The organism is Arthrobacter sp. MYb23, from assembly GCF_002979775.1.
Classification (GTDB): domain Bacteria; phylum Actinomycetota; class Actinomycetes; order Actinomycetales; family Micrococcaceae; genus Arthrobacter.
On record NZ_PCPR01000002.1, the window covers coordinates 83,878 to 103,264 of the forward strand.

The 19,387-nt window shown below is 61.6% G+C and carries 14 protein-coding genes and 3 tRNA genes; 11 read left to right on the forward strand and 6 right to left on the reverse strand.

Annotation, left to right across the window (positions count from 1 at the left end):
- Window positions 1–259 precede the first annotated feature (259 nt).
- The 5 genes from ilvC to CQ020_RS02810 form a co-directional block, all read right to left on the reverse strand.
- Window positions 260–1,285 (reverse strand): ketol-acid reductoisomerase, encoded by a 1,026-nt coding sequence (ilvC, locus tag CQ020_RS02790; protein ID WP_024817201.1) that lies wholly within the window; start codon window positions 1,283–1,285, stop codon window positions 260–262.
- Between the two features lie 67 nt (window positions 1,286–1,352).
- Entirely contained in the window at window positions 1,353–1,865 is a 513-nt protein-coding gene (gene ilvN, locus CQ020_RS02795) for an acetolactate synthase small subunit (protein WP_011775174.1), read from the reverse strand.
- Between the two features lie 2 nt (window positions 1,866–1,867).
- Window positions 1,868–3,772 carry an acetolactate synthase large subunit gene (locus tag CQ020_RS02800; protein ID WP_105690467.1) on the reverse strand — a complete coding sequence of 635 codons (1,905 nt, stop codon included), beginning with the start codon at window positions 3,770–3,772 and terminating at the stop codon, window positions 1,868–1,870.
- 292 nt (window positions 3,773–4,064) lie between these two features.
- The gene (gene ilvD / locus CQ020_RS02805; protein ID WP_105690468.1) at window positions 4,065–5,786 is read right to left on the reverse strand and encodes a dihydroxy-acid dehydratase; all 1,722 of its coding nucleotides are present in this window, start codon (window positions 5,784–5,786) and stop codon (window positions 4,065–4,067) included.
- A 38-nt stretch (window positions 5,787–5,824) separates the two neighbouring features.
- Window positions 5,825–6,745 (reverse strand): LysR family transcriptional regulator, encoded by a 921-nt coding sequence (locus CQ020_RS02810; RefSeq protein WP_105690469.1) that lies wholly within the window; start codon window positions 6,743–6,745, stop codon window positions 5,825–5,827.
- A 179-nt stretch (window positions 6,746–6,924) separates the two neighbouring features.
- On the opposite strand from CQ020_RS02810, the gene CQ020_RS02815 reads away from it, so the two are divergent.
- The 4 genes from CQ020_RS02815 (at window position 6,925) to CQ020_RS02830 (ending at window position 9,679) form a co-directional block, all read left to right on the forward strand.
- The gene (locus CQ020_RS02815; protein WP_258141691.1) at window positions 6,925–7,956 is read left to right on the forward strand and encodes a hypothetical protein; all 1,032 of its coding nucleotides are present in this window, start codon (window positions 6,925–6,927) and stop codon (window positions 7,954–7,956) included.
- 60 nt (window positions 7,957–8,016) lie between these two features.
- Window positions 8,017–9,216 carry a sorbosone dehydrogenase family protein gene (locus CQ020_RS02820; protein ID WP_105690471.1) on the forward strand — a complete coding sequence of 400 codons (1,200 nt, stop codon included), beginning with the start codon at window positions 8,017–8,019 and terminating at the stop codon, window positions 9,214–9,216.
- A 117-nt stretch (window positions 9,217–9,333) separates the two neighbouring features.
- Window positions 9,334–9,409 (forward strand) — tRNA-Lys (locus CQ020_RS02825).
- 194 nt (window positions 9,410–9,603) lie between these two features.
- Window positions 9,604–9,679, forward strand: a tRNA-Lys gene (locus CQ020_RS02830).
- 92 nt (window positions 9,680–9,771) lie between these two features.
- On the opposite strand, the gene CQ020_RS23975 is transcribed toward CQ020_RS02830, so the two are convergent.
- Window positions 9,772–10,233, reverse strand: a complete 462-nt coding sequence (locus CQ020_RS23975) for a MarR family winged helix-turn-helix transcriptional regulator (RefSeq protein ID WP_146116664.1) — start codon at window positions 10,231–10,233, stop codon at window positions 9,772–9,774.
- Window positions 10,234–10,317: 84 nt separating this feature from the next.
- Between CQ020_RS23975 and bcp the strand changes: the two genes are divergently transcribed.
- From bcp to CQ020_RS02865, 7 genes are all read left to right on the forward strand, one after another.
- On the forward strand, window positions 10,318–10,791 hold the full coding sequence (gene bcp / locus CQ020_RS02835) for a thioredoxin-dependent thiol peroxidase (protein ID WP_181151734.1): 474 nt from the start codon (window positions 10,318–10,320) through the stop codon (window positions 10,789–10,791).
- A 63-nt stretch (window positions 10,792–10,854) separates the two neighbouring features.
- Window positions 10,855–10,936 (forward strand) — tRNA-Leu (locus tag CQ020_RS02840).
- A 168-nt stretch (window positions 10,937–11,104) separates the two neighbouring features.
- Window positions 11,105–12,772 (forward strand): ABC transporter substrate-binding protein, encoded by a 1,668-nt coding sequence (locus CQ020_RS02845; protein ID WP_105690473.1) that lies wholly within the window; start codon window positions 11,105–11,107, stop codon window positions 12,770–12,772.
- 79 nt (window positions 12,773–12,851) lie between these two features.
- Complete coding sequence (locus tag CQ020_RS02850) at window positions 12,852–14,357, forward strand: malate:quinone oxidoreductase (protein WP_105690474.1); 1,506 nt, start codon at window positions 12,852–12,854, stop codon at window positions 14,355–14,357.
- Window positions 14,358–14,423: 66 nt separating this feature from the next.
- Window positions 14,424–17,648: an efflux RND transporter permease subunit gene (locus CQ020_RS02855; RefSeq protein WP_105690475.1), complete on the forward strand. Its 3,225-nt coding sequence runs from the start codon at window positions 14,424–14,426 to the stop codon at window positions 17,646–17,648.
- 149 nt (window positions 17,649–17,797) lie between these two features.
- On the forward strand, window positions 17,798–18,922 hold the full coding sequence (locus tag CQ020_RS02860; protein ID WP_105690476.1) for an LLM class flavin-dependent oxidoreductase: 1,125 nt from the start codon (window positions 17,798–17,800) through the stop codon (window positions 18,920–18,922).
- Window positions 18,922–19,383, forward strand: a complete 462-nt coding sequence (locus CQ020_RS02865; protein ID WP_105568102.1) for a MarR family winged helix-turn-helix transcriptional regulator — start codon at window positions 18,922–18,924, stop codon at window positions 19,381–19,383. The genes CQ020_RS02860 and CQ020_RS02865 overlap by 1 nt, the downstream gene beginning before the upstream one ends.
- Window positions 19,384–19,387 lie beyond the last annotated feature (4 nt).

Here is a 19,387-nt window from a genome sequence, read left to right on the forward strand (position 1 = left end):
TTGGACAGAACTGGACAAGGAGCGGATGCGTGGCCCGGGGCACGGCGCCGGGACCAGCCCAGAATATCGAATCCGGGCGGGGATTCCGGTGCCGGGGAGGGATGTTACGGCCGGACCTGCAGTGGTTGTGAAGAAGTTCACAGCCCACGAGCCTGTGCAATTCGGTGGAGAAACGGTGGAGCATACGCAGCGACGCCCGCCCGGCGGTGTTCGCCGGACGAGCGTCGCAGTGCGCAGCCGTTAGGCCGGCACGGAAGGATCAGCGGGCTGCGGAACCTTCAACGTAGTCAGCGTCCTGCTGCTGCCAGGAGAACAGGGAGCGCAGTTCGCGGCCCACCTCTTCGATGGGGTGCTGCTCTGCCTTGGCACGCAGTTCCTTGAACTCGGTGCCACCGTTGTCCTGATCGTCGATGAAGCGCTTGGCGAAGGCACCGCTCTGGATGTCCGCGAGGACAGCCTTCATGTTTTCCTTCACCTCGGGGGTGATGACGCGCGGGCCGGAGACGTAGTCGCCGTACTCTGCGGTGTCGGAAACGCTCCAGCGCTGCTTGGCAATGCCACCCTCCCACATGAGGTCAACAATGAGCTTGAGCTCGTGGAGAACCTCGAAGTAGGCGATCTGCGGCTGGTAGCCGGCTTCGGTCAGGGTCTCGAAGCCGTACTGGACCAGCTGGGAAACGCCGCCGCAAAGGACGGACTGCTCGCCGAAGAGGTCAGTTTCAGTCTCTTCGGTGAAGGTGGTCTTGATGACGCCGGCGCGGGTTCCACCGATTGCCTTGGCGTAGGACTTCGCGAGGTCCCAAGCGGAACCGGTTGCGTCCTGCTCTACAGCGATGATGTCCGGGATACCGCGTCCTGCTTCGAATTCGCGGCGCACAGTGTGGCCCGGAGCCTTCGGGGCGATCAGGATGACGTCAACGCCTGCCGGAGCTTCGATGTAGCCGAAGCGGATGTTGAAGCCGTGTGCGAAGGCAAGTGCCTTGCCTTCGGTCAGCTTGTCCTTGATGGAGTCGTTGTAGATCGAGCGCTGGTGCTGATCCGGTGCCAGGATCATGATGACGTCGGCCCATTCGGCGGCGTCAGCAACGTTCTTGACAGTGAAGCCTGCGTCCTCTGCCTTGGCGGCCGACTTTGAGCCGTCCTTCAGCGCGATAACAACCTCGACGCCGGAATCGCGGAGGTTCAGTGCGTGGGCGTGGCCCTGCGAGCCGTAGCCAACGATTGCTACCTTGCGGCCCTGGATGATCGACAGGTCTGCGTCGTCGTCATAGAACATTTCAGTCACTTGCGTAACTCCTCTTGAGTGGTTTCGTAGATGTTGATAGTGGTGCTGCGGTACTGGGACGCAACGCTCACGCGGAGCGCAGCGCCCTGTCACTCATGGAGCGGGATCCCCGTCCAACGGCCAAGGTGCCGGACTGCACGATTTCACGGATGCCGAACGGCTCGAGCACTGACAGCAGTGCCGCGAGCTTCTCGGGGGTACCGGTTGCCTCAATCACCAACGAGTCTGTGGACACATCGACGACAGCGGCACGGAACAGGTCTGCAGCTTGGGTAACCTGCAGACGTGTCGCGGCATCCGCACGTACTTTGACCAGGATGTGGTCACGTTGTACGGAAGATTCGGAAGTCAGCTCGACAATCTTGATCACGTTGACCAACTTGTTGAGCTGCTTGGTGACCTGCTCAATGAGGTCGCCGTCGGCATCGACGACAACCGTCATGCGGGACATGCCTGGAACCTCGGTGGGTCCCACAGCGAGGGAGTTGATGTTGAACGCGCGCCGGGCGAAGAGACTGGCCACGCGGGTCAGCACGCCGGGCTTGTCTTCGACCAGAACGGACAGTGTGTGACGGCTCATGCCTAGTCCTCCTCTTCCCATTCCGGGGTCATATTGCGGGCAACCTGGATCTGGTCATTGCTGACGCCCGACGGCACCATCGGCCACACCATCGAGTTGGGGCTCACAACGAAGTCGATGACCACCGGGCGGTCGTTGATTTCAAGCGCCTTCTGGATGGTGGCGTCGATGTCTTCGTCGCGCTCACAACGGAGTGCTGCGCAACCGTAGGCATCAGCCAGTTTCACGAAGTCCGGAATCCGGACGGTGTCGTGGCCTGTGTTCAGATCCGTGTTTGAGTAGCGGCCCTCGTAGAACAGCGTCTGCCATTGGCGGACCATGCCCAGCGAGGAGTTGTTGATGATGGCCACCTTGATGGGGATGTTGTTGATGGCGCAGGTGGCCAGTTCCTGATTGGTCATCTGGAAACAGCCGTCACCATCGATGGCCCACACCACGCGGTCCGGTTCACCCACCTTGGCGCCCATGGCTGCCGGAACCGAGTATCCCATGGTTCCTGCGCCACCGGAGTTCAGCCAGGCGTGAGGGCGCTCGTACTTGATGAACTGCGCGGCCCACATCTGGTGCTGGCCAACGCCGGCTACATAGATGCCTTCAGGACCTGTGAGCTCACCAATGCGCTTGATAACGCGCTGGGGAGCGGTCAGTCCGTCCTCAGGTTCGGTCCACCCCAAGGGGTAGGTGTCGCGGAGGTTGCCCAGGAAGGCCCACCAGGCGTCCAGGTCCGGGGTTCCGCTCAGTTCAAATTGCGTCTTCACGGCCTCGGTGAGTTCCGGAATGATTTCCTTGACCGAACCAACGATCGGGACATCGGCAGTGCGGTTCTTGGAGATTTCCGCGGGGTCGATGTCGGCGTGGATGACCTTGGCAAAGGGGGCGAAGGTCTTCAGCACACCAGTCACGCGGTCATCAAACCTGGCTCCAAGGGTGATCAGGAGATCGGCTTGCTGGAGGGCAGTGACGGCTGAAACCGAGCCATGCATGCCCGGCATTCCGACGTGCAGCGGATGCGAATCAGGGAAGGCGCCGCGTGCCATCAAGGTGGTGACCACGGGAGCTCCAGTGGCCAGCGCCAGTTCCATGAGTTCAGCCGAAGCGTGGCCCTTGACCACACCGCCACCAACGTAGAGGACCGGCTTGCTGGAGGCAGCGATCAGCTTGGCGGCTTCGCGGACCTGCTTGTTGTGCCCGCGGAGTACGGGACGGTAGCCAGGCAGGTCAACCTTCGGCGGCCAGGAGAAGGTCATCTGCCCCACCTGCGCGTCCTTGGCAATATCCACCAGCACAGGGCCGGGACGGCCCGTGGAGGCCAAGTGGAAGGCCTCTGCCATGACATGCGGGATGTCGTTGGGGTCGGTCACCAGGAACGAGTGCTTGGTGATGGGCATCGTGATACCCACGATGTCCGCTTCCTGGAAGGCATCGGTGCCGATGACTCCGCTGGAGACCTGTCCGGTGATGGCCACCATCGGCACGGAGTCCATGTGGGCATCCATGATGGCGGTAACGAGGTTGGTGGCACCGGGTCCCGAGGTGGCGATGCAAACGCCAACCCGTCCGGTCACCATGGCGTAGCCTTGCGCGGCGTGGCCGGCTCCCTGTTCGTGACGGACCAGGATGTGATTCATCCTGGAAGCCATCAAGGGGTCGTAGGTGGGCAGGATCGCGCCACCGGGCAAACCGAAAATATCGTCCACGCCGAGTTCTTCGAGCGAGCGGACAATTGCTTGCGAGCCGGACATCACCGTTGGGGGTACAACGGTGTTCGGCCCAAGTACAGGAGAGAGAGGTGCAGCAGCGTCGACGACGACGGCCTCAGCCGTACGGTCGATCTTTTCCGGAGCTTTGTGGGCTCCAGCGGACTTTGCAGCCATCAGCGAGGGGCTGATCGGCGATCCTTTGCTCATCGGACTCTTCCTTAGTGGATCTTCAATAGATGGGTCTTGCTTCGGGGAATAAAAAAACCCCTCAGCCTTTCGGCTCTTCGAGGGGTTTGCGCGTGACGGTTCGTTACCAGTCGGGCTAAGCCACGCGCTTGGTAAGGACGACGACGCCGACGGTAACGAATGTGATCATGCGTTCAGTGTTCCCTCTAAGTGAGATACGTGTCAATTGACCACAATCGTATCTCACTATTTGGACAGTGATGTCCGCCTACCGGACGCCGGCTGTCGCAAGACAGCCAGCGTCCGATAGGAATTATCCGCAGTAGGCGCCAGTGGAGGCACTGTGGACAAGCTTGGCGTACTTGGCCAACACGCCCTTGGTGAACTTGGCGGGCAGCGGCTCCCAGCCCACCTTGCGGGCTTCGAGTTCGGCCTCGTCCACCAGGAGGTCGAAGGAGCGGGCGGCGATGTCCACACGAATGCGGTCGCCGTCCTTCACGAAGGCAATAGGACCGCCGTCGACGGCTTCAGGCGCAACGTGGCCGATGCACAACCCTGTTGTGCCACCCGAGAAGCGGCCATCGGTCAGCAGCAGGACATCCTTGCCAAGGCCTGCGCCCTTAATGGCTCCGGTGATGGCCAGCATTTCACGCATGCCGGGGCCGCCTTTGGGGCCTTCGTAGCGGATCACCACGACGTCGCCCTTGCTGATTTCACCGTTATCCAACGCGCTGAGGGCGCCCTGCTCACGCTCGAAGACCCGGGCCGTTCCCTCGAAAACGTCCGCGTCAAAGCCGGCGCTCTTCACCACTGCGCCTTCGGGGGCCATGGAACCGTGGAGGATGGTGATGCCACCGGTCTTGTGGATCGGGTTGTCCAAGGCGCGGAGGATCTTGCCATCAAGGTCCGGCGGGTTGATCGAGGCGAGGTTTTCCGCGAGGGTCTTGCCGGTAACGGTGAGGCAGTCACCGTGCAGCAGTCCGGCGTCGAGCAGTGCCTTCATGATGACCGGCACTCCGCCAATCTTGTCGACGTCGGTCATCACGTAGCGGCCGAAAGGCTTGAGGTCCCCCAGGTGCGGGATTTTGTCGCCAATGCGGTTGAAGTCGTCCAGGGTCAGCTCAACTTCGGCTTCGCGGGCGATCGCCAGCAGGTGCAGCACGGCATTGGTGGAACCGCCGAACGCCATGGTGACGGCAATGGCGTTCTCGAAGGCCTTTTTGGTCATGATGTCGCGGGCCGTGATGCCCAGGCGCAGCAGGTTTACCACCGCTTCGCCGGACTTGCGGGCAAAATCATCACGACGTCGGTCTGCCGACGGCGGCGCGGCCGAACCCGGGAGGGACATGCCCAAGGCCTCACCGATGCAGGCCATGGTGTTGGCCGTGTACATCCCGCCACAGGCGCCTTCGCCGGGACAGATGGCCTTTTCGATGCGGGTAAGGTCTTCCATGCTCATTTTGCCAGCGGCACAGGCACCCACCGCCTCGAACGCATCAATGAGGGTGACTTCCTTCTCCGAGCCGTCTTCAAGCTTGACCCAGCCCGGCATGATGGAGCCTGCGTAAAGGAAGACCGAGGCGAGATCCAGGCGGGCAGCAGCCATGAGCATGCCCGGGAGGGACTTGTCACAGCCAGCCAGGAGCACCGAGCCATCGATGCGCTCGGCCTGCATCACGGTTTCCACAGAGTCGGCGATCACCTCACGCGATACCAAAGAGAAGTGCATGCCCTCGTGGCCCATGGAGATACCGTCTGAAACGGAGATGGTGCCGAACTGCATCGGGAAACCGCCGCCGGCATGAACGCCTTCTTTGGCACCCTGGGCGAGGCGGTTCAGGGAAAGGTTGCAGGGGGTGATCTCGTTCCACGAACTGGCCACACCAATTTGGGGTTTGGCAAAGTCGTCGTCGCCCATGCCCACCGCGCGGAACATGCCACGGGCCGGTGCGGCGTGAATGCCGTCGGTCACCACCCGGCTGCGGGGTTTGATGTCCGGCGTGTTGTCTGTCGCAATCTGGGTGGTGTCACTCATGGTCCAAAGTCTATGTGCACCGGGCAACTACCAACGCTCTATGACTCGTTGAGTTCCTTGGCGATGGCCGCAGCTTCACTCTTAAGCATGTCCAGGACCATGGCGATGGTGGCTCGCGCGGCGACCTCCTGCCGCGACAAAGCCACGATGCTTCTGCTGGCCTTCACCTCATCGAGGGGCCGGAGAACCAGCCCCCGCCGCGCACTGGCCCGGGCCGTATACCGGGGCAGGAGGCAAATACCGTGCCCTGCTCCCACCAAGGCCTCAAGCACCCTGAGGTCCGGGTAACGCTGCCCCCTCAAGGCTTGCCTGCCTGCATGGAGTTCGATCTGGCGAAGCACAGTGTCGAAGGGGAATCCCTCCGGGACGCCAATCCACGGGTAATCCACAACGTCCTGGGGGCTTAACCGGATCTTGGCGGCCAAGGGATGACCGACCGGCATGGCAACGTCCAGCGCTTCCTCCAGCAGCGGCACCACGGTAAGGCCCCGCCTGGCAAAAACTTCCGGTCCGTCCACGCTGTGCGCCAGCACGATGTCGTAATCCGCCACCAAAGGGGCGAAGTGCGCGGTTCCCGGGTCCTCGAAATGAGCATCGAAACTCAGTCCGTCCACGGCGGCAACCCGGTGCAGCACCCCCGGAAGCAGCATTTCCGCGGCACTGGGAAAGAAAGCTGCGGATACCCGCGTTTGCCAACCCCGCCGGTAAGTGTCGATGGTGGACTCCGCCCTGGCCATGGCCGTAGCGATATCCGAGGCTGCCGCTGCCATGGCCAACCCCGCTTCGGTCAGCTGAACTCCGCGCCCCACCTTCTCCACCAGGACAACGCCGATCTCCGCCTGCAGTGTTTTCAGTTGCTGCGAAACCGCCGAGGCCGTGACATTCAACGCCTCGGCGGTGGCACCAACACTTTGCCGGTCTGCCAATTCGCGCAGAATCTGCAGCCTTTTGAAGTCCATTGAGCCAGACTAGGCGACTCGAAGGAATTACCGGTCCAGGAATTATTCATGGCCCCCGTTAGACAGCAAGCTGATAATTTCGAGCGAAGCAGCAGGTCAAACGCTGGACAGCCCATAAGCAGGCACGTAACGTCGGGATTACCACGAGCTGCACCCCTGTGAGCAGAAGGGCCTCCACCATGGACTGGATAATTTGGGTCATTGTCATTGTTTTGGTTGTCGCGATTGTTTGGTGGCTAATGAACCGCAACAAGACGCGGAATACCGATTCCACCTCAAGCCAAACCACCACCGCTCAACGAACGGGCGGACTGTCCGGCACTACTCCCCCGGCAGCGACGGCGCCCGGCAATTCTGCCTCCTTGCCGGATGCCGGAGTGGTCGCAGCAGGCGTCGCAGGTTTGGCAGGTGTGACCAATCTCGGCAAGGCAGCCGCCGAGGGCAGCGGCCCGGCTGTGGAGGAACCTGTCGCCGACGAACCTCCTGTGGACGAACCTGACGCCGACCAACCCGCTCCTTCAGCACCTGCCGCTTCCGAAGGAACCCCTGAGGCCTCCCCCGCCACAGCCGACGTGGAGGCTGAGCCCCGTGCCGCCGTCGACGATGCACCGGCAGTTGACGCCTCTGACGTTCAGCCAGCTTCAACACCAGGATTGACCGTTGAGGAACCCGTTATCGCAGCACCCTCAGTGGCCGAGCCTGTGATCGACGAACCAGTGGTGGATGAGCCAAGAGTGGACACTGAAGCAAGGGTCCATGCAGCCGACGCCGGCGATGTTGACGACTGGGACGCGGGTTCGGCCACGGCAACCTCCGGGCCCACGTCCGATCCAGCATTGGCCAGCGAATCATCAGGCACAGATGCGGCAGCGGATAAGGCGGAGTGGGAATCTTCGTGGACCGATGCCAGCGGCACGCCGGTCCATCACCACGAGTACACCGACGCACATTCACCCACCCTTCCGGGCGCCGAGTCCGCCGCGGCCGAAGACTCGGCGGGCTCAGGTCATCTGGCCGTCGAGCACCCTTACGGCACGGGATCCTCCAGCGCACCAGGGGATGCCTATCCTGTCAAGGCCAGCGCATCTGCCATGACGTACCACGACGAAGACACTGCGGGCTATGACGACGCTGCTGCTGATGTGTGGTTCGAATCGTCTGCGCACGCCGAAGCTGCCGGTTTCCGGCCGCCCCGCCGCAACAGGCACTAAGTCCGCGCGAGCGGCAGGAAGCCATCAGTCAAGAAGACAGCGGTCAAGAAGGCAGCAGCCATGAACACAGGCAGGCACTCTTCGGAAAGGCGCGGGCACCTGGTTCCTGCCCGCGCAGTGACCCTGCTGCTCGCCCTGACGATTGTCCTGGCCGGATGCACCGGCAGTCCGTCGTCGCCCGGCACGGCGGCAACCCCTGAGACACCAACGAGTCAGGGAACCGCACCCGCGCAGGGAGGCCCACCTACGCCCGGGTCCCCTTCCACGGGAGTCGGGCAGGCAACGCCTGCGTCGCCACAGATTCCGGAAGTCGTCCGGAAGCTCGACGTCGGACTTCAATTGCCCTGGTCAGTGGTCTTTCTGCCGGACGGCACAGCTGTGGTCTCCGAGCGTGATTCCGCCCAGGTCAAGAGCATCCGAGACGGCCAAACCGCCACCGTAGGCGAGGTGCCCGGCGTCGACCCCGGCGGAGAAGGCGGACTTTTGGGCTTGGCCCTCTCGCCCGGCTTCGCAACCGACCGCTGGCTGTACGCCTACTTCACAGCCCCGGACGATAACCGGATTGCACGCATCAAAATTACCGGGGATCCGGCTGGCTCGTTGGCCTTGGGCGAGGCTGAGGTGATCTTCTCCGGAATGCCCAAAGCCTCCACGCACAACGGCGGCCGGATCCGGTTCGGCCCGGATGGGTTCCTCTATGTGGGCACGGGCGACTCCCAGCGCCGGGAACAGCCGCAGGATACAAACGCCCTGGGGGGCAAGATCCTTCGACTCACTGCGGAAGGGCGTCCGGCGCCGGGAAATCCGTTCGGCAACAATCCCGTGTACAGCTACGGGCATCGGAACGTGCAGGGCCTTGCCTGGGACAGTGACGGACGGCTCTGGGCCAGCGAGTTCGGGCCGGACGTCGATGACGAATTGAACCTGATCACCCCTGGGGGCAATTACGGTTGGCCCACAGTGACCGGTGCGCCGGGACGCAGCGGCTTGATCGACGCGAAGGTCGTCTGGCCTTCGACGTCGGACGCCTCACCCAGCGGGCTGGAAATTGTGGAAGGCGTTGCCTACACGGGGGCGCTTCGCGGCCAACGTCTGTGGGCGGTTCCGCTCGACGGAGAGACGGCGGGCTCCCCTGTGGCCTACTTCACAGGGCAATATGGGCGCCTGAGAGACGTGGCCCGCGCTCCAGACGGCACACTTTGGGTCATCAGCAACAACAGAAACCCTGATTTTGCGCTGATTCTGAGGGTTGCGCCGTGAAGCCAGAGGCGATGAGCTGCGGATTTCACACTTCGGCGGAAGTCGTGTAGAGTTACATGTCGTTGCGGAGATCGCCGAGGAAATAAAAGCTCCCGGGTAAGATCGAAATCAACAGCTGCACCTCTAGCTCAACTGGCAGAGCAATTGACTCTTAATCAATGGGTTCCGGGTTCGAGTCCCGGGGGGTGCACCAAGGAAAAGGCCTTGGAGTGAATATCACTCCAAGGCCTTTCTTGTTGTTAAAGGCCGCTTTAGAAGGCGCCAACATGGTGTTGATCACGCATGACCCTTTATGGTCCGCGACCACAAAAAAGTGGTGTAGAGTTATTTGTCGTTGCGGAGGTCAACGGGGAATGCGAATTCCTCGAATAAGCCGAAACAATAGCTGCACCTCTAGCTCAACTGGCAGAGCAATTGACTCTTAATCAATGGGTTCCGGGTTCGAGTCCCGGGGGGTGCACCACAAAGCTAAAGGCTCCTGATCGTATCTACGATCCGGAGCCTTTAGTGTTTCCAGGCCGGAGCTCCCGGAGGAACCCCGGCCGCGGGCTTAGGTCAGACTTGGGGCAAGTCGGTGTCGATCTGGTGGGCTTCCGGCTCCGGCAGCCCGGCCAGGCCGCGGACAACAATCCGAAGTTCCTCGCGCAGCCGTGCGGTATCCACGGCAACGGGAGACAAAACATCCTGTTCAAGCTTTACTGCTTCAGCAAGAGCTTCAATACCGGCGTCAGTAAGGGTCACCACGTGACTTCGGCGGTCCGAATCACTGCGTTGCCGGGTGACATGCCCGTGCAGCTCAAGCCTTGCGAGAGTGGTACCCATCGTCTGGGCCTTGACCCGCGCAACTTCGGCCAGAGCCGCCTGGGTGATGGCGCCCTTGGCAGCCAACACTTGCATGGCAATGACACCGGCGTGGGTAAGACCGATGGACTTCAATTTTTCGTTCCACGAGATTTCCACCAAGCGCGCGGCTGTCGAAAGCAAACGGGTGGTGGGCCATCTCTCCATATCTGGCATGCCGCCAGTATATGCGTCGAAGAGGTGCGGGCGCGGCTTCTCCCACTAAACTGGAAAACCGCGAACACTGGCAAGGAGAACATTTTGGCTGAACGACTTATCCCGGGAGACGTCGCCCCGGACTTCACACTTCAGGATGAAACCGGCAAAAGCGTGAGCTTGTCGGACCTCCGCGAACGTAAAACCATCCTCTATTTCTACCCCGCCGCTTCCACGCCAGGCTGCACCAAGGAAGCATGCGATTTCCGCGACACACTGGGATCCCTGCAGGCTGCAGGATATGACGTTGTGGGAGTCTCCCCGGATCCCGTCAAGGCACTTGCCAAGTTCACCGAAGAAGAACACCTGACCTTCCGGCTGCTCTCGGACGAGGACCACGCCGTAGCCGAGGCATATGGGGCCTGGGGCGAGAAGAAAAACTACGGGCGCAGCTACATGGGACTCATCAGATCCACCATTGTGGTTGATCCCGATGGAAAGGTTTCCCTGGCCCAATACAACGTGCGCGCCACCGGGCACGTTGCCAAGCTCCGGCGGGATCTCAAGCTGGACAAGTAGCGGGTACACTGGAGGCCGGTATATGGCAGTGGCTGTCCCTTCAGACGGTCGGATTGCCTGCCAGCGCGAGTGGTGAAATTGGCAGACACGCAGGATTTAGGTTCCTGTGCCTTCGGGCGTGGGGGTTCAAGTCCCCCCTTGCGCACAATTATGTGAATACCCCCGGCTGCAGGGCCGGGGGTATTTCTGTCCTCAAGCAGCCGGGGGCCTCCTGAAAGTGCGCTGGGAAGGGCACTCAGGACGTTCAACTAGACTGGAATGCGGTCTGGCCGAAGCCGGCCACAGCACTTCCAACCGGCTTGAGGGGACACGAGTGGCAAGCAGCAAAATGCGGCGCCTGGGCATGCAGTTCGGAGCAGCCGTACTGGCTTTGGGACTGGCAGGGTGCACCGGAACCCCGGGCCCGGCACCGTCGTCGTCCGCCGGCAGCTCCCCCGCCGTTGAACCGACAGCAACCTTCAATTTCGGCACAGCGTCCATGCCCTTGGGCCTGGATCCTGCCATGACCGCGGATTCCGAGTCCTACCGTGTCACCCGCCAGGTCCTTGAAGGACTCGTGGGCGTGGATGGCGAAACCGGGCAAACCACTCCCCTCCTCGCCACAGAGTGGAAAGACAGCAACAACGGGCTGAGCTACGACTTCACGCTCCGCTCCGGCGTGACCTTTCACGACGGCACTGACCTGGATGCCGCCGCAGTATGCGCCAACTTCAACCGCTGGTTCACGTTCCCCGAGGGCCTTCGGAATCAGGCACCCGGCATTTCGTTCCAAAGTGTCTTCAAGGCTTACGCGGACCAACCAGTGTTCTCCATCTTCAAAGACTGCAAAGTGGTCTCGGCCAGCGACGTCCAGATCAACCTGACGCGCCCGTTCACCGGATTCCTTCAGGCATTGACTCTGCCGGCCTTCGCAATATCTTCCCCGGCGGCCTTGGACGCACAGAAAGCCAACGTCCTCAACCAGGTACGCAACGGCCAGGCCATGTCCACCTACGCCGAACATCCGGTGGGCACGGGGCCGTACGAGTTCACCGGGTGGGACGAGACGAAGCTCACCCTGTCCAGCTACAAGGGCTACTGGGGCAACCGGGGCCAGATAGCAACCATCAACTTCATTCCCTACGATCGGGCGGAAACACGCCAGCAGGCCCTTCTGGACGGCAAGATCGACGCCTATGACCTGGTGACCTCGGGGACCTTTGACCAATTGGTCAAAAAGGGTGTCCAGATCATCCAGCGCGACCCCTTCTCGGTGATGTATTTGGGGATCAACCAGGCGGTTGCTCCACTGGAGAAGCCCGAAGTGCGCCAAGCAATCGAGATGGCGATCGACAAGGAAACGTTGATCCGCAAATTCTTCATCGACAACACGGCGCAGGCTTCACAGTTCGTGCCGCCCAAACTCAGCGGCTTCAACAACAATGCTCCCTCCCTGGGCTACAACCCGGAGAAAGCAAAGGACCTTTTGAAGAAGGCCGGCTACAAGGGTGAAGAGCTGAAGTTCTACTATCCGCTCAACGCCACGAGGGCCTACATGCCCACCCCGGAGAAGATCTACGCCGAGCTCAGCCGCCAGCTCGTCGCCGTCGGCTTCAACATCAAGCCGGTTCCCATTGACTGGGAAGACGGCTACCTCCAAAGAGTCCAGTCCGCCGGGGACCGGGGCCTGCACCTGCTCGGCTGGAACGGCTCCTACGCGGATGCAGACAACTTCCTGGGACCCCTCTTCGGCGAAACCCGCGCCGAGTTCGGATACGCCGATTCGGAAGTTTTCCACAAGATAGAACGCGCCCGGGCCATGCCCGACGGCGATGACCGCAATGCCCAGTACCAGGCCATCAACGCAGAGATCGCGGCATCGGTACCGGCTGTGCCCATCGCCTTCCCCATCTCGGCGCTGGCTCTGTCCAACAAGGTGGAAAGCTACCCGGCTTCCCCGGTCCTCAACGAAGTTTTCACAAACGTCCGCCTAAAGCCTTGACGATTCCCCGCAATTTCAGTATTGAGTCTGCGCGGGGATATTCTGTGACAGCCAGTGCCGCCGCTAACGGAGATTGATCGTGACCTTCATTTCCAAGACTCAACATGCCGACGTCGTCCTTATTGGCGGTGGAATCATGAGTGCCACCCTTGGTGCGTTCATCAAGCAACTTGAACCCACCTGGACCATCTCCCTGTTCGAACGACTCGACGAAGCAGGGCTCGAGAGTTCCGGACCCTGGAACAACGCCGGCACGGGCCATGCTGCGCTGTGTGAGCTTAACTACTCCCCCGCAGCCAAAGACGGTTCCGTAGACCCGTCCAAGGCCCTGCACATCAACGAACAGTTCCAGTTGTCCCGCCAGTTCTGGTCCCATCTTGTGGACAGCAAGGTCATTGGGTCCCCCAAAGGCTTTATCAACACAGTTCCGCACATGAGCTTCGTCATTGGCGATGACCACGCGAACTTCCTCAAGACCCGGTATGAGGCCCTTAAGCCCAACACGCTGTTCCGCAGCATGGAGTACACCGAGGACCAGGACCAGATCGCCAAGTGGGCCCCGTTGATCGTCAAGGGCCGTGACCGCAAGCAGCGCGTGGCAGCAACCCGCGCGGCTGAAGGCACCGACGTCGATTTCGGCGCCTTGACGCGTGAACTGACCGGCTACCTGCAGAGCAGCGGCGCCGAGGTCAACTATGGACACGATGTCACCAACATCCACCGCGCAGCAGGCGGTGGATGGGATCTCTCCCTTAAACACCCCAAGTCCGGCGAACACGGCCGCATCCACGCGAAGTTCGTCTTCGTCGGAGCTGGCGGCGGTGCCCTTCACCTGCTCCAGGCATCCGGCATTCCTGAAAGCAAGGGATACGGCGGCTTCCCCGTCTCCGGGCAGTTCTTCCGCTGCACAGACGACGCCGTCACCTCCCGGCACAGCGCAAAGGTTTACGGCCAGGCTTCGGTCGGCGCGCCGCCCATGTCCGTCCCGCACCTGGACACCCGCTATGTGGACGGCAAGCGCTCCCTGCTCTTCGGCCCTTACGCCGGTTTCTCCACCAACTTCCTGAAGACCTCCAGCTACCTGGACCTTCCGTTGTCCATCCGCCCGGGAAACATCATTCCCATGCTGGCCGTGGCCAAGGACAACATGGACCTCACCGCCTACCTCATCAAAGAGGTTGCCAAGCGGCACGAGGCAAAGGTTGAGGCCCTGCGCGAGTACTACCCGGAAGCATCCGGTGGCAATTGGGAACTGATCACTGCGGGCCAGCGTGTACAGATCATCAAGAAGCACCCGCAGAAGGGTGGCGTCCTGCAGTTCGGCACCGAAGTCATTGCCTCCCGCGATGGTTCAATCGGCGCGCTGCTGGGCGCTTCCCCGGGCGCGTCAACTGCAGTACCCATCATGATCGAACTGTTGCAGAAGTCCTTCCCCAAGAACTTCAAGGGTTGGCAGTCCAAGCTCAAGGACATGATGCCGGGCTACGGCGTCAAGCTCAATGAGAATGCTGACCTGGCCGCCGAGCTGGAAGCAAGCACCGCCAGCTCCCTGCAATTGGACGTGGCCAACGCCATCCAAAGCTAGGCCACACCCGGGGCTGCGGCCGGTTCCCTCAGCCGAATCGTTACGTAGACCGCAGGAGTCAATGCAATGTTCCGCTTGGCCAGACTGTCCCTGGGAAACCGGGCCCTGATCGCGCTGATCACCGTCTTTGCGGCGGTGTTCGGCGTGATCACTATGGGTTCACTCAAGCAGGAGCTCATTCCCTCCATCGAGTTCCCGCAGATCACCGTGGTGACCTCCATGCCGGGTGCTTCTCCGGAGGTCGTGGACAAGCAGTTGAGCCAGCCGCTCGAAACGGCCTTGAACAGCGTCGAGGGGCTTGAGTCCACCACATCAACGTCCCGCAACGGCGTTTCGCAGATCACCATGGTGTTCACGTATGGCTCCAACCTGGACCGGGCGCGCAACCAGATTGACCGGGCGATCTCGAACGCCAAGCGGGTGCTGCCGGCCGACGTCGAGCCCCAGTCCATCGCCGGCAACATCAGCGACTTCCCGATCGTTTATCTGGCGGTCTCCTCGGACAAACCGCTGAGCGAACTCAACGCTGACCTCCTGCGTCTCAGCGTTCCGCGTCTGCAGAAGATCGACGGCGTTCGTGGCGCCGATGTGACCGGCGGTTCCAAGCAACACATCCTGATCCAGCCCCGCCCCGCGGATCTGGCAACAACAGGCGCCTCTGTCCAGTCCATCAGCGCTGCCCTGAAGAACAACGGCACGTTGGTTCCTGTGGGCACCATCGAGGATCAGGGCAAGACCCTGTCCCTGCAGCTCGGCAGCCCGGTGGATTCGTTGGACATCATCAAGGGACTTCCCTTGGCCGGTGCTAAGAATGCCGCCACGATTGGGGCCGTTGCCGACGTCAGCATCGAGGACGACGCCGCCACGTCCATCACGCGCACCAACGGTAAGCCCACGTTGGCCCTTTCTGTCACCAAAAAGCCGGAGGGCGATACGGTGGCAATTTCGCACGCCGTCAGGGACGCCGTCGGACCCATGGAAGAGGAACTCGGCAACAACGCGACCTTCACGCCGGTCTTCGACCAAGCTCCGTTCATTGAGAAGTCCATCAAGGACCTCACCACCGAAGGGCTCCTGGGCCTGGGCTTCGCAGTTGCTGTGATCCTGGTTTTCCTGATGTCCGTACGCTCCACACTGGTCACGGCCGTCTCCATCCCGCTGTCCCTGCTGATCACGTTCATCGGCATCTCCGCCACGGGTTATTCGCTGAACATCCTGACCTTGGGTGCCCTCACCATTGCGATCGGGCGCGTGGTTGACGATTCCATCGTGGTGATCGAGAACATCAAGCGGCATCTGAGCTATGGCGAACACAAGCTGACGGCCATCCTGACCTCCATCAGGGAAGTTGCCGGGGCCATCACGGCTTCCACCTTGACCACTGTGGCCGTGTTCCTCCCCATCGCTTTCGTGGGCGACCTCGCTGGTGAGCTGTTCCGGCCCTTCGCGTTGACCGTGACCATCGCGCTGTTGTCATCACTGCTCGTTTCCCTGACAATCGTCCCGGTCCTGGCTTACTGGTTCCTCTCCTCACCCGGAAAGGGCGCTGAGGCACAGGCATCCGCCAAGGAAGCTGCAGAGAAGGCCCGGGAGGCCGAACAACGGAGTCGTCTTCAGCGCGGCTACCTTCCGATTCTTGCCAAGACCCAGAAGCATCCGGTCATCACCCTGTCAGCTGCAGCATTGATTCTGGTGGCCACCATTGCCGTCTCGCCTCTTCTGGCCACTGACCTTTTGGGCCGCTCCGGGGAGAACAGCATGACGGTGCGCCAAGTCCTTCCGGCCGGCACCAGCCTGCAGGCCACCAGCGATGAAGCCTCCAAGGTTGAGGAATCCCTCAAGGGCATTGGGGGCATCAAAGATGTGCAGGTCACTTCCGGTAATGCCCAGACCGGCTTTGCTGCCCTCACCTCCACCGGTTCGTCAAACTCGACGTTCACCATTGTCACCGATGAGAAAGTGAACCAAAGCAAACTCCAGGATGAGGTCCGCGCCAAGCTTGAAGGGGCTGCCGGGAAGGTGACGGTGGGATCGCAGCAGGGCGGATTCGGCACGTCCTCAACGGTGGACATCACCATCAGGGCCGCGAACTCCGCTGATCTGCAGACGGCAAGCGATGCCATGGTGAAGGCCATGGAAGGCGTTCCCGGCAGCACGGAAGTCGCCACCAACCTTGCCTCCAAGCAATCGGTGGTCCAGGTCCGCGTTGACCGCGCCAAGGCAGTGGCGGCAGGCCTGACCGAAGAGCAAGTAGGAGCCTTCCTTGCCTCCACGGTCAGCCCCGTTCCAGCCGGTACCGTCCGGATTGAGACCAACGACTACCCTGTACAGATCGGCGAGGGCACCCGCTTTACCAGCATCGCCGCCGTACGTGCGCTCCAGCTCCCCACAGCCCGCGGTGGAGTCGCACTGGAGTCGATTGCCGCCGTCGAGCAGGTTGACACCCCGGTGTCCATCACCAGCAGCAATGGGCAGCGTACGGCAAGGGTGACCGTAACGCCTTCCGGATCGAATCTGGGCAGCGTCAGCGCCGCGGTGCAGGAGCGGCTGGCTGGAGTGGAATTGCCCGCGGGGGTGACCGCCACCATCGGAGGTGCCACTACTCAGCAGGCCGAATCTTTCCGGCAACTTGGCCTGGCTCTGCTGGCAGCAGTGGCGATCGTCTATGTGATCATGGTGGCCGCCTTCAAGTCACTCATTCAGCCGCTTATCCTGTTGGTCTCTGTACCGTTCGCGGCTACGGGCGCGGTGGGTCTGCTGCTGGTGACCGGCGTTCCTTTGGGACTGCCGTCGCTGATCGGCATGTTGATGCTGGTGGGAATCGTGGTCACCAACGCCATTGTGCTGATCGACCTCATTAATCAATACCGCAAACCACATGACGGCAGTCCAGGCATGAACGTTGCCGACGCCATCACCCACGGTGCCCGCCAGCGGCTCCGTCCCATCCTCATGACGGCCCTGGCCACGGTGTTCGCCCTGACTCCCATGGCATTGGGCCTCACAGGTGGCGGCGGGTTCATTTCCCAACCTTTGGCAATTGTGGTGATCGGTGGTCTGGTTTCGTCCACCGCGCTGACGTTGGTCCTGGTTCCGGTTCTCTACAAACTTGTGGAGGGCCGCCGGGAGAAGAAGGATCTGCTGAAGGCGCTTCAGGACAAGCCTGCGGCTTCTCCGGGTGATGGACCTGGCGGCAGCGGCAGTTCCGGATCAGGCGAATTCCAAGACTGGACCACTGGCATGATTCCCCGCGTTACGGGCCGCCGGGCCGCCCATAATCCCGCAGAATAGCGGGCTTCCCCACAGAGTCACCCTGATGTACAGGCCCGGGAACAATTCCCGGGCCTGTTCTGTTACAGACAGCGATACATGCAAATGCATCTAGTTTGAGGTACACTGTTTACAGAGCCCGGGACCTCGGGCAGGGAGAAAGGCACACCATGCAGATCGGCGTATTCAGCGTCAGCGACATCACCACTGACCCCACCACGGGCCGCACACCCACGGAAAACGAACGCATCAAGGCCTCCGTTGCCATCGCCAAGAAGGTCGAAGAAATCGGCATGGACGTGTATGCCCTCGGCGAGCACCACAACCGGCCCTTCTTCTCCTCCTCCCCCACCACCACTCTGGCCTACATTGCAGCCCAGACCGAGCGCATCACGTTGTCCACTGCCACCACCCTGATCACCACCAATGATCCGGTCAAGATCGCCGAAGACTTCGCCATGCTCCAGCACCTCTCGGATGGCCGCGTGGATCTGGTCCTCGGCCGTGGCAACACCGCACCGGTGTACCCCTGGTTCGGAAAGAACATCCAGGACGGCATCGAGCTCGCCATCGAGAACTACAGCCTCCTCCGCAAGCTATGGGATGAGGACACCGTCAACTGGTCCGGCAAGTTCCGTACGCCGCTGCAGAACTTCACCTCCACGCCGCGCCCGCTCGACGGCGTCGCCCCGTTCGTATGGCACGGCTCCATCCGCACGCCGCAGATCGCGGAAGTCGCCGCTTACTACGGCGACGGTTTCTTCGCCAACAACATCTTCTGGCCCAAGGAGCACTACCAGCAGCTGATCGGCCTGTACCGGGAGCGCTACGCGCACTACGGGCACGGCACGGCAGACCAGGCAATAGTCGGCCTTGGCGGTCAGTTCTTCATGAGGAAGAACTCCCAGGATGCGGTGAAGGAATTCCGCCCGTACTTCGACAACGCACCCGTCTATGGACACGGACCGTCCTTGGAGGACTTCACCTCGCAGACTCCGCTGACCGTGGGCAGCCCGCAGGAAGTCATCGAGAAAACCCTGACATTCCGCGAGGCTTTCGGAGACTACCAGCGGCAGCTCTTCCTGATTGACCACGCCGGGCTGCCTCTGAAGACGGTCCTGGAGCAGTTGGACCTCTTCGGTGAAGAAGTCTTGCCGGTACTTCGCAAGGAATACGCCGCCATGAAGCCTGCGCACGTGCCGGACGCACCGACGCACGCCTCACGCGTTGCTGCCGCCTTGGAAGCCAAGGTCAACGAATCCGCCACCGCTGGTGCTGCGGGGCAGGACGCCTGATGTCCAGTCCCTCGGCGTCCTCCGCCGTTCGCCTCGCCGCCGAAACCTGGGAGTCACTGTTCCGCTCCCAGGTGGCGGTGATGCGGAAGCTTCAGTCGGGACCGGCGTTCAAGACACTTCCTGTCAAGGAGTACGACGTCCTCTTTACACTGTCCAAATGCCCGTCTGGCCAGCTTCGCTTGAACGAGATCAATGACAAGGTGCTGCTGAGCCAGTCCAGCCTGAGTCGCCTGGTGGACCGTTTGGAGAAGCGCGGTTTGGTGGAACGAACAACAGCTCCCGACGACGGCCGCGGAATCCTGCTCTCCCTCACCGAAGCCGGCAGTGATCTCCAAAAAACCATCGGCCGCGAGCATGTGCGGGACATCGCCAATTTGGTGGCCCCTGCGCTCACGTCCGAGGAGCAGCAGGAGCTCCTGCGGCTGACGGAGAAACTCCGCGCTTCGGTCGCCGGATACTAGGAAA

Coding starts and splice junctions, on each gene's coding strand:
- ilvN (WP_011775174.1), bottom strand. CDS start 1,865: ATGAGCCGTCACACACTGTCCGTTCTGGTCGAAGACAAGCCCGGCGTG.
- CQ020_RS02800 (WP_105690467.1), bottom strand. CDS start 3,772: ATGAGCAAAGGATCGCCGATCAGCCCCTCGCTGATGGCTGCAAAGTCC.
- ilvD (WP_105690468.1), bottom strand. CDS start 5,786: ATGAGTGACACCACCCAGATTGCGACAGACAACACGCCGGACATCAAA.
- CQ020_RS02810 (WP_105690469.1), bottom strand. CDS start 6,745: ATGGACTTCAAAAGGCTGCAGATTCTGCGCGAATTGGCAGACCGGCAA.
- CQ020_RS02815 (WP_258141691.1), top strand. CDS start 6,925: ATGGACTGGATAATTTGGGTCATTGTCATTGTTTTGGTTGTCGCGATT.
- CQ020_RS02820 (WP_105690471.1), top strand. CDS start 8,017: ATGAACACAGGCAGGCACTCTTCGGAAAGGCGCGGGCACCTGGTTCCT.
- CQ020_RS23975 (WP_146116664.1), bottom strand. CDS start 10,233: ATGCCAGATATGGAGAGATGGCCCACCACCCGTTTGCTTTCGACAGCC.
- CQ020_RS02855 (WP_105690475.1), top strand. CDS start 14,424: ATGTTCCGCTTGGCCAGACTGTCCCTGGGAAACCGGGCCCTGATCGCG.
- CQ020_RS02860 (WP_105690476.1), top strand. CDS start 17,798: ATGCAGATCGGCGTATTCAGCGTCAGCGACATCACCACTGACCCCACC.
- CQ020_RS02865 (WP_105568102.1), top strand. CDS start 18,922: ATGTCCAGTCCCTCGGCGTCCTCCGCCGTTCGCCTCGCCGCCGAAACC.